This is a genomic window from Arthrobacter sp. NA-172, assembly GCF_043952055.1.
Taxonomy (GTDB): Bacteria; Actinomycetota; Actinomycetes; order Actinomycetales; family Micrococcaceae; genus Arthrobacter.
Genome location: NZ_JBINOT010000001.1, coordinates 1,052,543 through 1,066,350 on the forward strand (window position 1 = coordinate 1,052,543; position 13,808 = coordinate 1,066,350).

The 13,808-nt window shown below is 63.8% G+C and carries 10 protein-coding genes and 2 pseudogenes; 6 read left to right on the plus strand and 6 right to left on the minus strand.

Features of this window, described 5'->3' with window-relative positions; all coding sequences use genetic code 11:
- Positions 1–79: 79 nt before the first annotated feature.
- From ACF0H6_RS05260 to ACF0H6_RS05280, 5 genes are all read left to right on the plus strand, one after another.
- Positions 80–520, plus strand: coding sequence for a hypothetical protein (locus ACF0H6_RS05260; protein ID WP_395248727.1), 441 nt, complete (start codon positions 80–82; stop codon positions 518–520).
- On the plus strand, positions 481–2,262 hold the full coding sequence (locus ACF0H6_RS05265) for a DUF4350 domain-containing protein (protein WP_395248728.1): 1,782 nt from the start codon (positions 481–483) through the stop codon (positions 2,260–2,262). Before ACF0H6_RS05260 ends, ACF0H6_RS05265 begins: the two co-directional genes overlap by 40 nt.
- A 193-nt stretch (positions 2,263–2,455) precedes the next feature.
- Positions 2,456–3,580, plus strand: a complete 1,125-nt coding sequence (locus tag ACF0H6_RS05270) for an AAA family ATPase (RefSeq protein WP_395248729.1) — start codon at positions 2,456–2,458, stop codon at positions 3,578–3,580.
- Positions 3,581–3,615: 35 nt separating this feature from the next.
- Complete coding sequence (locus ACF0H6_RS05275) at positions 3,616–4,908, plus strand: DUF58 domain-containing protein (RefSeq protein WP_395248730.1); 1,293 nt, start codon at positions 3,616–3,618, stop codon at positions 4,906–4,908.
- A 101-nt stretch (positions 4,909–5,009) separates the two neighbouring features.
- A complete protein-coding gene (locus ACF0H6_RS05280; RefSeq protein WP_395248731.1) occupies positions 5,010–5,741 on the plus strand; it encodes a DUF4166 domain-containing protein in 732 nt (243 codons plus the stop codon).
- 21 nt (positions 5,742–5,762) lie between these two features.
- Here ACF0H6_RS05280 and ACF0H6_RS05285 read toward each other — a convergent pair whose 3' ends face one another.
- The gene (locus ACF0H6_RS05285) at positions 5,763–6,800 is read right to left on the minus strand and encodes a hypothetical protein (protein ID WP_395248732.1); all 1,038 of its coding nucleotides are present in this window, start codon (positions 6,798–6,800) and stop codon (positions 5,763–5,765) included.
- Between the two features lie 4 nt (positions 6,801–6,804).
- Positions 6,805–7,191 carry a chorismate mutase gene (locus tag ACF0H6_RS05290; protein ID WP_395248733.1) on the minus strand — a complete coding sequence of 129 codons (387 nt, stop codon included), beginning with the start codon at positions 7,189–7,191 and terminating at the stop codon, positions 6,805–6,807.
- A gap of 76 nt (positions 7,192–7,267) precedes the next feature.
- Between ACF0H6_RS05290 and ACF0H6_RS05295 the strand changes: the two genes are divergently transcribed.
- Positions 7,268–7,927: an NADPH-dependent F420 reductase gene (locus tag ACF0H6_RS05295; RefSeq protein ID WP_395248734.1), complete on the plus strand. Its 660-nt coding sequence runs from the start codon at positions 7,268–7,270 to the stop codon at positions 7,925–7,927.
- Positions 7,928–8,007: 80 nt separating this feature from the next.
- Here ACF0H6_RS05295 and ACF0H6_RS05300 read toward each other — a convergent pair.
- The 4 genes and pseudogenes from ACF0H6_RS05300 to ACF0H6_RS05315 form a co-directional block, all read right to left on the minus strand.
- Positions 8,008–9,716: pseudogene (locus ACF0H6_RS05300) on the minus strand (dipeptide ABC transporter ATP-binding protein).
- Positions 9,713–10,747 carry an ABC transporter permease gene (locus ACF0H6_RS05305; protein ID WP_395248735.1) on the minus strand — a complete coding sequence of 345 codons (1,035 nt, stop codon included), beginning with the start codon at positions 10,745–10,747 and terminating at the stop codon, positions 9,713–9,715. The pseudogene ACF0H6_RS05300 and the gene ACF0H6_RS05305 overlap by 4 nt, the downstream one beginning before the upstream one ends.
- Before the next feature lies 1 nt (position 10,748).
- A complete protein-coding gene (locus ACF0H6_RS05310; protein ID WP_395248736.1) occupies positions 10,749–11,837 on the minus strand; it encodes an ABC transporter permease in 1,089 nt (362 codons plus the stop codon).
- Positions 11,838–11,952: 115 nt separating this feature from the next.
- Positions 11,953–13,586, minus strand: a pseudogene (locus tag ACF0H6_RS05315) (ABC transporter substrate-binding protein).
- Positions 13,587–13,808: the final 222 nt, after the last annotated feature.

Sequence of the window (13,808 nt, forward strand, 5' to 3'; positions counted from 1 at the left end):
GCCGCAGTCATCTTTGCCTGGGTCTATACCAAGGTCCTGGTGGCGCCAGCAGCCATCACAATAGAAGGGATCGGCGTCTTTGCCGGCCTTCGGCGCTTCCTGGACCCTCACCACAAGGAACTGGTGGCGGATCTTTGGCATCACGCTTCTGGTTTCCTTTATCGTGGGAGTCGTCGAACAGGTCATCCAAATACCTCTCAGCCTGGCGTCAGGCGCAATGACCTCGGTCTTCGCCCCCCATGCCGGCGTCCAACAAGTGACCACAACCTCCGTTGTCCTGGTGGTGGTGTCGATGATCGTCGCAACCTTGGTGAGTGCGGTCGGCTTCGCCTTCAAAACCTCAGTGGCAGCGCTGATCTATATGGATCTGCGGATGCGGCGTGACGGATTGGATGTGGAACTGCTGCGGCTCCTGGAGACTGGAGAAGATCCCGACGGCATTCCCGGCCGCCGCACGGCGCATCAAGCCGGTGCGCCGACATGGCCGCCCATGACCGGTCAGGGTTCGCCAACAGGATGACCCCTGCGTCCGTTTCCATCGCCCTTTTTCCTGCCTTCGAGCCTCCCGTTGATCCAAACCGTGAGGAGGCCCGCCGGTGGGCAGCTGAGGAACTCTCCAAGGCGCAATACGCATCAGCCAAACCCTCATGGATCGATGACATATGGAACCAGTTTCTCGAGTGGCTGCGCTCCCTGAACAGCGGTTCCCTCAACGGGACGAATATCAGCTTGCCGGTGATCGGCGCGCTGGCAGTGGTCCTCATCGTGGTTGCCGTAATGGTGGTCAGACCGCGGCTGAATGCCCGACGGAAGGAATCGGCGGAGGTTTTCGACGGCGAAGTGTCCGCGAATGCCGATGTTTTCCGCGCCCGGGCATCCGCCGCGGCGGCCCGTGAAGACTGGCAGACGGCCGTCGTCGAGCAGTTCCGCGCAGTGGTTCGTTCGGCTGAGGACCGGGCGGTCATTGATATTCAGGCTGGCCGGACAGCGGATGAGGCGGCGGCTCAATTGGGGCGCGCCTTCGGGACCGCCAGTTCGAACCTTAAGAACGCCGCAGCGCTGTTCGACGGGGTGAAATACGGCAAGGCTCCTGCCACCGCCGCCGATCACGCTTCCGTCCTCGCGTTGGACATGGAAATGTCGGCGATGAAACCCGACTTCGCCGGACAAGCCAGGCAACGGCTTGGCGGTACCGCGATGACTTTGAATTCCAGCAGAGCCGCTGAACACAGTTCGCCCAGCTCCGCCGCCGATGGAACTCCGGACAGAACCCCGGACGAAACCCCGGACGAAACTCCGGACGCGCGAAAAGCCCATTGGCCCGCCCTGTTGCGGGGCTGGTCACGGCGTCACATGGCTTGGATCATCATCGGAGGAATCGTCGCCGTGCTGGGCGTAGTCTCCGTGGCCGAGTCCCCGGCCAACACGGACAAAACACCCCTGTCTGCCCGTAATCCGGCGCCGAACGGTGCCATGGCAGCGGCCGAAATCCTCCGGCGGCATGGCGTCACGGTCACGGAATCCGATGCGTTCACCACCACCACTTCACTCCTAGCCAAGAGCCCAGACGCCACCGTCTTGTTGTATGACCGCAACGGTTACCTCGACTCCACGCAGCTACACGCCCTGCTGGGGTCGGCCGGCCGCGTGGTGGTGGTGTCCGCTGGCTACAGGACTCTCACCGGACTGGGTAGCGGGATCCGGTCCGCCGGGGTGGTCCCGAGCGGCAATTCAACGTTGGAACCCGGATGCGGGCAAACGGATCCACTCGCCGCGGGGCCTGTCTCCGGCAAGGACGGGTTCCTCTACACGGGAGCCGACACGATTTGCTATAGGCCAGGCAGCAGCGACGGCGGCATGTACGCGGCCAGCGCAGACGGACGGCTGGTGGTTCTCGGCAGCACGGCCCTGCTCAGCAACGGTCTTCTGCAAGAGGAGGGCAATGCGGCATTGGCCTTCCGGGCCCTTGGAGCTGCCCCGGACCTCATCTGGTACCTCCCGGGACTGGGAGATGTGCCGAGGGACGGCAGTCCGCCGACTCTCGATGAACTGGCGCCGCCGTGGGTTGGCTTCCTGGGACTCTGGCTGGCGGTGGTCGCCGTGCTCGCTGTCCTGTGGCGCGGACGGCGGCTCGGGCCGCTCGTGTTCGAACCATTGCCCGTGGTGGTCAAGGCCGCAGAGACGGCCGAAGGACGCGCCCGCCTATCCAGGACTCCCGCGCAGTGGGCCGGGCCGCAGACAATCTCCGCGCGGGCACTTTGACGAGGCTTGCCAAGCATTTCCGGCTTGGCCCCGACGCCGGTGCGGACGCAGTCCTTGGCGCTGTGGCCGGAAAAATCGACCGGCCGGCACACGAGCTGCGGAGCCTACTGTTGGACCATCGGCCCCGCACTGAATCCGAACTGGTCCGGTGGGCACAAAGCATTGAAAAACTCGAGCAGGAGGCAATAGCCCGATGAGCACCCAAGCAAGCGGCTTCACCGACGGTAACTCCGGCTACTCGGGAGGATCGGCATCGCCGTGGCCACCGGCGCAAGCGCCCACACAACAACAGCAACCCGCACACCAGCAATCTGCCCACGAGGCCGCGGCGGTCAACCCAGGCCAGCAGGTCCGGACCTCTGCGGAGTCCGATCCCGCCCGCAAGGCGCTGCTGGACGTCCGCCACGAAGTGGGCAAGGCCGTGGTCGGGCAGGATGCGACCGTGACGGGCATGCTCATCGCGCTGCTCTGTGGTGGTCACGTTCTCCTTGAAGGAGTGCCCGGAGTTGCCAAGACGCTACTGGTGCGAGCTTTGTCCACGGCGCTGAGCTTGGACACGAAGCGCGTCCAGTTCACCCCGGACCTCATGCCTGGTGACGTCACGGGCTCGCTCGTTTACGATTCCCGCACCTCGGACTTCACGTTCCGCGAGGGACCGGTCTTCACCAACATCATGTTGGCGGACGAAATCAATCGAACGCCGCCGAAGACCCAGGCCTCCTTGCTGGAGGCCATGGAAGAGCGTCAGGTATCCGTGGACGGAATCTCCCGTCCCTTGCCATCGCCGTTCATCGTCGCCGCAACGCAGAACCCCGTGGAATACGAAGGAACCTATCCCCTGCCTGAGGCACAACTGGACCGGTTCCTCCTCAAGCTCTCCATGCCGTTGCCCGGCCGTGCCGAGGAAATCGAAGTGATCCGCAGGCACTCGGAAGGCTTTGATCCGCGCAACCTGCTGGCTGCCGGAGTCAGGCCGGTGGCCGGCGCCGCCGAACTCAATAACGCCCGCGAGGCTGTCGCCGGAGTGACGGTCGCCCCGGAGATCCTCGCCTACATTGTGGACGTGGTCCGGGCGACGCGAGCTGCCCCGTCGTTCCAGCTGGGAGTCTCCCCACGTGGCGCCACCGCGTTGCTGAACACAGCGCGGGCGTGGGCCTGGTTGTCGGGCCGCAATTTCGTGACCCCTGATGATGTCAAAGCCCTGTCCCTGCCGTGTTTGCGGCACCGGGTGGGCCTTCGTCCCGAAGCCCAGATGGACGGGGTCCAGGTGGACGATGTGCTGGGCAGCATCCTGGCTTCCGTGCCTGTGCCGCGCTGATGAGGCCGCGTCCCATGACCGTCCCGGGGTACTGAATGGCAATCACAGGCCGTCTGGTGCTGGTGGCATTCGCCGCGTTGGCTCCTCTGGTGCTTTTTCCCGGCTGGGGAACGGTCCTGCTCATCGTCGCCGTGCTGTTGGCGGCCGTGCTGTCTGACATTCTGTTGGCCGCGTCGCCGGCGAAAGTTGTTCTTCAGCGAAAGGATCCGGGCAATGTCACCCTCCACTCGGACACGGAATCCATACTGACACTGCACAACGGTAATCGACGGACTCTCCGCGCCCTCGTGCGGGACGCCTGGCAACCATCCGCGGGCACTGTCGCCCCGGTCCAGCGCGTCGAAATTCCTGCCGGCGAGCGGCGTCGGATATCGGTACGGCTAAGGCCAACACGTCGCGGCGATCTTGCAGCGCCGCACGTCACGCTGCGTTCTTTCGGCCCCCTCGGCCTGGCCGCGAGGCAACGAACGGTACCCCTTCCTGGCCGGCTGCGGGTGCTTCCGCCGTTCCACTCCAAGCGGCACCTACCCTCCAAGCTGCGCAAACTACGGGAACTCGACGGCAAGGCGGCCGTCCAGATCCGTGGGGCAGGCACGGAGTTCGATTCCCTCCGCGACTACGTCCGGGGCGACGATGTCCGCTCGATCGATTGGCGCGCAACCGCGCGCCGCACCGCCGTCGTCGTCCGGACCTGGCGTCCCGAACGGGACCGCCGCGTGGTGATCATGCTCGACACCTCGCGCACGGCAGCAGCAAGGATCGAGGACGAGCCCCGCCTGGATACCGGGATCGAGGCAGCCCTCCTGTTGGCTGTGCTCGCAGAGCGGGGCGGAGACCGCGTGGATTTCTTCGCCTTCGATCGACGCATCCGCGGACGCGTCGATTCAGCAGCCAAGGGAAATCTCCTCGGCTCCCTGGTCCAGGCCATGGCTCCCCTCGAAGCCGAACTCATCGAGATGGACTGGGGCCAGATCCCGGCCCAGGTCCGGGCAATATCCGCGCACCGTTCACTGGTGGTGCTCTTGACGTCGATCGACGGCGGAGCCCCGGAGGAAGGACTCATTCCCTTGGTGGCGCAACTGGTCCGGCAGCACGTGGTGCTGGTCGCGTCGGTCCGGGACCCTCTGCTAGGCCGGATGAAGGAAGAACGGACGACGGCGAGCCATGTCTTCCGTGCCTCCGCCGCCGAACGTGCCCTCCTCGACCGTGAAGCGGTCAGCGCCCAGTTGCGCCAGCTTGGCGCCGAGGTGGTCGACGCCGAGCCGCTTGAACTCCCGCCGCGCCTCGCAGACGCGTACATTCGGCTGAAGGCAGCGGGCCGCTTGTAGCCGAATCACGCGCGTTGCGTCCAGTCGCGGAACCCGACACCGAACACCGACTACCGATTACCGATTACCGATTACCGAGCACCGAGCACCGAGGAACCACCATGAGCACTCCGATTTACGAGTTGGCGCTAGGCACCAAGTTCCGTCAGCTGCAGCCTGAACTGCAGGAGTATTTCTCCCTTGCGCCAGGTGCCGGATCCTACGGAATCGGCGAGGGCGTGTTCGACGTGGTCGGTTGCCGGCAGGCATGGCTCCGGCCCCTCCTTGCCACCGTTTCCGGGGAACAGGCGTTCTTCCCGGAGTACGGCGAACGCGTCCCGTTCCGCATCGAAAACCATGCGCACCTCGACCCGTTCGGGCGGTCCAGCCTGACGGCCCGGCGCGAAATCTTCTTTCCCGGGCGTACCCGGCTGTTCCAGGACACCACCGTCGCGGAAACCAGCCACGGCGGCACCCGGCTCATCGACTACCTCGGCCGCTACCGCAGGCTCGCCACGGCACTTGACCTGGATGTCACACCCGAAGGGCGGCTTCGCGGCGTCTCAAGCGCCTCGCGGTTGTTCCTGGGTCCCCTTAGACTCACCTTGCCGGCTTCCCTTGACGCGACAGCCTACGCGGAACAATGGTGGGACGCGGCAGATGGCAAGCATCGGATCCAGGTGAAGGTGCTCCAAAAACACGTCGGCCTGGTCCTTATATACGCAGGTTCCTTCGACTATCGTCTGGCACCCTCGCTGCCCAACGGGGATGGTGCGGCAGCCACACGGACCGCCACCGCCGCCGTCGGGCTCCCGCGTTATGCCGAGCCGGACCGCTGGGAACGGCGGGTGTAGCGCATCGGGAGGAGGCGAAAGCTAACCGAGCGCCAGCTGGTTCAGCCCATCAGCGAGCTGGGTCAGGCGGTTCAGGACCTCTTTGGCGCCCGACGGCGAGTACCCGGCCAGCCCGTCCGACGGCGTCACGCGCACGGCGCCCAGGCTCGACGCCGGCAAGCCAAGCTGGTGCCAAGGCCGCCAGACCGTGGCCACCAGATCGGAGGTGCGCGGCAAGGAAGCCCCCGGATTTTCTGTAGGCAAGGCCCCGGCCCAGACGCGTTTGCCCGCCTCCACCGCCGTGGCAAGGTGCTCCCACTGGCGCGTAGTCAGCGCTTTGAGAGGAAGCGCAACGCCGTCGGCCCCGGAGGCAAATATCTGCTGGATGGGTGCTTCGATTTCAGGAACGGACACTACTGTTTCCGCCACGCCGGCGGCGCACAGCGCGTCGATCACCAGCCGCCAGGCAGCCGTGACCTCCTCGCCCGGGATGGAGCGCAGAGTGCGGTAACCGCTCGCCGTGGGAATGGTGCCGGCCAACACGGAAGCAATGTCCGGTTCGTCGAGCTGGATCACCAGCCCGGCGCCCGGCACTGCAGCGCGGAGCCGGGACACGTGCTCGGCGACACCGGCCGCCAGCGACTCCGCGATGTCCCTGCGGGCGCCGTAATCAAGGAGGGCGCGCTCCCCGTTGTGCAGGTACAAGCCCGCAGCGAGGCTCATGGGGCCGCGGAGCTGGATCTTCAGTTCTTCAGCGGAGGATTCTTCCGAGCCGGCAATGTCGGCAAGGACGTTGATGTCCGTCGCAAGGGCGGACTTCGCACGCCGGAGGTCTTTTCCCGGGCGGTCAACCAGGCGCCAGCCGTGCGGCTGCACATCGATGGCCAAGTCAACTAGAAGGGATGCGGTCCGGCCGAGCGCGTCGGAACCGACGCCACGGTCCGGAAGTTCTGCCAGGAACGGCAAGTGCGGACTGCCCAGCTCGCCCCGGATGACCCGTGTAGCCTCAACGGGATCCGTCCCGGGCCAAGGCCCCAACGCCGTGGCGGTGACCTGGTCCTGCGCGGTTTCGGCAGGCACGTGTTCAGGCCTGCGCGATGGAAGCCTGGTGGCCTTCGGCGATTGCGTCGTGGTGCCGGATGACCTCACTAATGATGAAATTCAGGAATTTCTCGGCGAAGGCAGGGTCGAGGTGCGCTTCTTCGGCGAGCCGGCGGAGCCGCGCAATCTGGGCGGACTCGCGGCCCGGGTCCCCGGCGGGAAGCTTGTGCGTTGCCTTGAGGACGCCCACTTTCTGGGTGGCCTTGAAGCGTTCCGCGAGGAGGAAGACCAGGGTGGCGTCGATGTTGTCGATGCTGGAGCGGATGGAGAGCAACTCGTCCATAACGGCCTGGTCCACGCGGCCAGCGAGGGAGCTGGCGGAGGGATCGAAGGAGTCGGCGTCGGGGAGGGCGTGGTTCTGCTCGGTCATTCCTCCAGTCTAGGGTGTGCCGGCCGGCCCTTGAGGGGCAGAATGGGCATGTCCGCGCCGATGATAAGGAGCACGCATGAAAATCGCAGTTCTTGGCACCGGAATGGTGGGGCACACCCTGGCCGGCAAATTGGTAGCGATGGGCCACGAGGTCATGATGGGTTCCCGGGAGGCCGGCAATCCCAAGGGGACGGCGTGGGCGGCACAGTCGGGTCCCGGAGCAAGCTCCGGTTCCTTCGCGCAGGCCGCCGCCATGGCCGAGATCGTGGTCAACGCAACCCCGGGCACCGTCTCGCTGGCGGCGTTGAGCGAAGCCGGCACAGCAAACCTTGCGGGCAAGGTCCTGGTGGATGTGTCCAACCCGCTGGACTTTTCCGCCGGCTTCCCGCCGTCGCTCTCCGTCTGCAACACCGACAGCATCGCCGAAACCATCCAGCGTGCCTTCCCCAACGCCCGTGTGGTCAAGGCCCTCAACACCTTGACTGCTCCCCTGATGGTCGACCCGCTCAGGCTTGCCGAGGGAGCACATGACGTCTTCGTGGCGGGGAACGACGACGACGCGAAAGCCACCGTCGTCGCGCTCTTGCGGGAGTTCGGCTGGATCCCGGAACACATCCACGACCTGGGCGGGCTCGATGCCGCGCGCGGCCTTGAAATGTGGATGCCGCTATGGCTCCAGATCTTCATGCGCCGGCCGAAGGACAAGCTCTTCAACATCAGCATCGTGTCCGAATAGCCCCGATAGAACGCGCATGCCCGCCCTTCGCGGAGAAGGGCGGGCATGCGCGTCTTACGGATCGCTGCTTGGAGGGCGGGCTAGATGCCCAGCAGCGCGCGGTGCTCTTCCCGGCGTCGGGCCTGTTCGTCAGGATCCGGTACCGGCAGCGAGGCGATGAGCCTCCGGGTGTAGTCGTGCTGGGGATTGCCCATGATCTGGCTGCCGATCCCCTGCTCCACGAGCTCGCCCTTGTACAACACGCCCACCCAATGGGAAAGAATGTCCACCACGGCGAGGTCGTGGCTGATGAACAGGGCGGCGAAGCCGAACTCTTCCTGGATGTCCTTGAACAGTTCCAGGACCTTTGCCTGCACCGAAACGTCGAGGGCCGAGGTGGGCTCATCGGCAATCAGGAGGCGCGGATTGAGCGCGAGCGATCGCGCCAACGAAGCGCGCTGGCGCTGTCCGCCCGAGAGCTCGTGCGGGAAGCGCTCGGCGTACGACGCCGGTAGCTGAACCGACTCGAGCAACTGCGCCACACGCAGGCGTGCTTGGGCAGGACTCGGGCGAGTATGGATCAGCAGCGGTTCCGCAACGCATTCGCCGATGGTCAGGTGCGGGTTAAAGACGCTGCCGGATCCTGGAAGACGAAGCCGATGTCCTTGCGCAACGGCTTGAACGTGTGCTCCTTGAAGCCCAGCATTTCGTAGCCGAGGACCTTGAGGCTGCCGCCGGTTGCCCGGTTGAGGCCCGCAATGGTCCGGCCGATGGTGGACTTGCCCGATCCGGACTCGCCAACCAGGCCGAAGACCTCGTTCTCGGAGAGCGTGAAGCTGACATTGTCCACCGCTTTGAAGCCCGGCTTGCCAAGGCGGCCCGGATACTCGATGGTGAGGTTCTTGGCCTCGACCAGGATCTTTCCGCTTTGGTGCAACCGTTCGGTGGCCCCTTCGGACGCTGAGTTGCGGCCAAGGTGGGGCACGGCGGCCAACAGCTTCTTGGTGTAATCCTGCTTGGGCTCGGCGAACAGTACCTTCGCCGAAGCTTCCTCCACGACGTCGCCCTGGTACATGACCACCACACGGTCGGCCAGGTCAGCCACCACACCCATGTTGTGCGTAATGAGCACAATAGAGGTGCCGTACTTGTCCCGCAGGTCCCGGAGCAGCTGCAGGATCTCGGCCTGGACGGTGACGTCCAGGGCCGTCGTCGGCTCGTCCGCCACAATGAGGCCCGGGTTCAAGGCGAGGGCGGCTGCGATGACCACGCGTTGCTTCTGGCCACCGGAAAGCTGGTGGGGATAATAGTTGACCCGAATTTCGGGATCGGGGATGCCCACCTTCCGCAGCGCTTCGGTAGCCCGTTTCTTGGCTTCCTTGGCCGATATCCGGTGTCCGTCCGAGGCATGGGCCCGGATGCCTTCGGCGATCTGCCAGCCGACGGTGAACACCGGGTTCAAGGCGGTGGAGGGTTCCTGGAAGACCATCGCCACGTCACGGCCGCGGATCTTGCGCAGTTTGGACGCGCTGACGCTGATGACGTTGTTGCCCTTGATCAGCACCGTTCCCGAGCTGATGGCCGTTTCCGGGAGCAGACCGAGAATGGACTTGGCCGTGACAGTCTTGCCGGAGCCTGACTCCCCCACGATCGCCAGGACTTCGCCGGCTTTGACCTCGAGACTGACGTCCTTGACGGCGTAGACGTCGCCGCCGTCCGTCGCAAACGTGACTTTGAGCCGCTCGATGTTCAGGACGGGCTGTCCGGAGGGCAATGGCTGGTCCGAAATGTTGCCGATGTTGGTGGTCATGCCTTACCTGCTTCTGGGCTGCCTGTTTCTGGTTTGGGAGCGGTGGTGGCCTCTGTGTTCGTGCCTGCCTTTGTTCCTGAGGCTTTGCTCCCGGCCCGCTTACGTCCGCGAAGGCGGGGGTCATTGAGGTCGTTGATGCTCTCGCCGACCAAGGTCAAACCGAGCACGGTGAGGACGATGGCGATACCGGGGAAGACGCCGGTCCACCAAATGCCGGAGGATGCATCGGCCATGGCCTTGTTGAGGTCGAAGCCCCATTCAGCGGCGGAAGACGGCTCGATGCCGAAACCCAGGAAGCCGAGGCCTGCAAGAGTCAGGATGGCCTCCGAAGCATTCAGCGTGAACATCAATGGCAGTGTCCGGGTCGCGTTCTTGAAGATGTGGCGGGTGATGATCCGCAGGCTGGACGCACCCAGGACCATGGCCGATTCCACAAACGGCTCAGCCTTGAGCCGGATGGTTTCGGCCCGGATCACGCGGAAATACTGAGGAACGAACACCACAGTGATCGAGAAGGCGCAAGCAAGGATGCCGCCCCAGAAACTCGACTGGCCACGGCTGATGACGATGGACATGACGATCGCCAGAAGCAGGGACGGGAAGGCATAGATGGCGTCCGCGATAACCACGAGGACCCGGTCCAGCCAGCCACCGAAATAGCCGCTGAGGAGACCAAGCGCGACACCGAGGAAGATGGACATCGCCACGGCGACGACGATCACGGTCACCGCGGTCTGAGAACCCCAGAGAACCCGGGACAGGACGTCGTAACCGCCGACGGTGGTGCCGAGGAAGTGCTTGCTGCTGGGAGCTTCCTGCGTGGGGAAAGTACCGGAAGCGTCGCTGAGCTGCGCATACCCGTACGGGGCAATGAACGGTGCCAGGACCGTAGACAGCAGGAAAAGTCCGGTGAGTACCAGCCCGGTGATGAGCATGCCCCGCTGGAGGCCAACGCTCTTGTTCACGTGGGAAATGACTGGGAGTCCGGACAGGAAGGACTTCTTCCGTCCTGAAATTGTCGAAGTGCTCATGTCAGTACCTCACTCGCGGGTCAATCAGCGCGGCGACGACGTCCACGACGAAGTTAGTAAATGCGACGATGACAGCCAGCAGCACCACAATGCCCTGAACCGCTACGAAGTCCCTGGCGTTCAGGTACTGGACCAGCTGATAGCCGAGTCCCTTCCATTCAAAGGTGGTCTCGGTGAGCACGGCTCCACCGAGCATGAGCGCGATCTGCAAGCCCATGACGGTGATGATGGGGATGAGCGCCGGCTTGTAGGCGTGCTTGGTCACCAGCCGGAACTCGCTGACGCCACGTGATCGGCCGGCCTCGACGTAGTCCTTGCCCAGGGTGCCGATGACGTTGGTGCGGACCAGGCGCAGGAAGACGCCGGCGGTGAGGAGGCCCAGGGCAATAGCGGGCAAAATAGCGTGCGAGATGATGTCACCCAGGGCAGTGAAGTCGCCGCTACGCAGGGCGTCGAGCCAGTAGATGCCGCTCGGGGAGGCCAATTGGCCCATGGTCAGCTCGGTGCGGGTGGAGACCCGGCCGGCCACCGGGAGCCAGCCGAGCCAGACGGAAAACGTCAGCTTGAGCAGGAGGCCCGAGAAGAAGACCGGCGTGGCGTAGCAAAGGATCGCGAAGCACCGGAGGAAAGCATCTGCGGACTTGTCGCGGCGCTGTGCGGCAATCAGTCCAAGCGGGATGCCGACGGCGAGGGCCACGATCAGTGCGTTGATTGACAGCTCAAGGGTGGCTGCGCCGAAAGTCGACAGCATCTCGACGACGGGGCGCCGGTCGGTAATGGTGGTACCGAAGTTGCCGGTGACCAGCTGGCCGAGGTATTCGAAGTACTGGACGATAATCGGCCGGTCGTAGCCGGCGTCGTGAATTCGCTGAGCGAGGACGTCCGGAGGAAGCCGCCCACCTTGGGCGGCGGTGATGGGGTCTCCGATGACCCGCATGAGGAAGAAGACCAGAGTCACGAGGATAAAGATCGTGGGGATGATCAGGAAAAACCTGACCACGATGTACCTGCCCAGACCCCCGCCCGCTGATTTGCTCTTGGGAGCGACCGCGTCCGGTTCGACGTCGGGCACCTCTATAAGTGTTGTCATTGCTACCTAAAGTTCATTGCCCGCGGATCGCGCGGGGTTTTGCTCAAAATGTGAGGCAATCAGCAATAAGGGGAGGCAAAGCACCTGTTGGCACCCGCCTCCCCCTACCGGCTGCTTACTTTGAAACAGTTCCCAGTCGGAACTTGAAGGAAGCGTCAAGCGTCTTGTCGACGCCGTTCACGCCCTTCGCCGAGATGGCAGCCTGGGACACCCTGGAGCAGCGGCAAAGTGGAAATGTCCTTCGCCAATGCGTTCTGGGTGTCCTTGATAGCCGACTCGCGGGCCGTCTTGTCCGTGGTGGTCAGCTGCTTGTTGATCAGATCCGTCACTGCCGGGTTGTTGTAGTGGTTCTTCAGGAAGCCGCCGTTCGGGAAGAACGGTGAGAGGTAGTTGTCGGCGTCGCTGAAGTCCGGGAACCAGCCAAACTGGAACAGCGGGTATTCATCGGCACGGCTGGCCTTGCTGTAGGTCACCCATTCGGTGGACTGCAGGTTGACCTTGAAGAGGCCCGACTTCTCCAGCTGGTCCTTGATCATGGCGTACTCGTCGCCCGAGGACTTGCCGTAGTGGTCCGGGTTGTACTGGAGGTTCAAGGTCACAACGTCCTTGACTCCGGCGTCGGTGAGAACCTTCTTGGCCTTGTCGAGGCTCGGCTTGCCGCTGCCGTCGCCGTATGCGTCCTTGAACGACTCGTTCGCGCCGAGGAATCCGCTGGGGACGTTCGAGTACAACGGCAGGTAAGTGCCCTTGTAGACCTGGTCTGCGATTGCCCTGGCGGTCAACGAGGTTGGCGATGGCCTGGCGCACTGCCAATGCCTTGGTCGGGTCCGCGCCGGCCGCCTTGGCGCCGAACGGCATGGTGTCGAAGTTGAACGTGATGTAGCGGATTTCGCCGCCCGGGCCAACGTTTACCTTGACCTTCGAGTCCTTCTTGAGGTCGTCGACGTCTGTGGCGCTGAGGCTACGGTTGGCAACGTCGATGTTGCCCTGCTGGATGTCCAGCTTCATGTTGGTCGGCTCGGCGTAGTACTTGATGGTCGCTGCATCATTGGCCGGCTTGCCCAGTACACCCTTGTAGTCCGGGTAGGCCTTGAGGCTGATGAGCTCGTTCTTTTTGTAGCTGTCGATCGTGTACTGACCGTAGAAAGCCTTGGCCTTGATGATGTCATCATCGGAAAGGAGCTTGTCCGCCGGGAAGACCTGGTGGTCGACAATCGGCGCGGCCGGGCTGCTGAGGATCTGCGCAAACGTCTGGTCGTTGGCGAGCTTCAGCTTGAAAACCGCGGTGTTCGCATCAGGGGTGCTGACGCTGTCCAGGTTTGCGAGCAAGCTGGCCGGACCGGCGGGGTCGTTGATCTTGAGCTGGCGGTCAAAGGAAAACTTGACGTCCGTGGAGTCCAGCGTGTGGCCATTGGCCCACTTCAGTCCGGCCTTCAGCTTCACGGTGAACTCGGTGGGGGACGTGAACGACGCCGACTCCGCCAAGTCCGGAACAGGCTCCGCGCTTCCCGGCTTCGAGTTGAGGAGGAAGGAATAGACCTGATTCATCACCATGAAGGAACCGTTGTCGTACGAACCCGCGGGATCGAGCGCGGTCACTTTGTCGGTCGTGCCGTAAGCGATCGGGGCGCTGGCAGCTGAAGAAGCAGAACCGCCACCGCCGGACGGGCCCGTGCAGGCCGTCAAAGCGAATACGGAGATGCCCGCGAACGCGATAGCGCTTCGCAAGGCTTTTTTGTTCAATGCCATCAGTGAACTTTCTGTTCGATGGATACGGCGAACCGCCGTCGGTAATTTCCTAGGAGCACATCTCCTGACTCCACGATTCAATCAGAAGCTTTTCTGGTGAAACGTTTGATTTTGTGAGTTGAGACACAAAATTTACTTTTCTTTGGCCGCAAAGTCAGCTACGCGAGTAGCGGAAAGGGTGCGCCGGGCACGCCAAAGGAACCTTCAGAGTCCTGAGGGCCC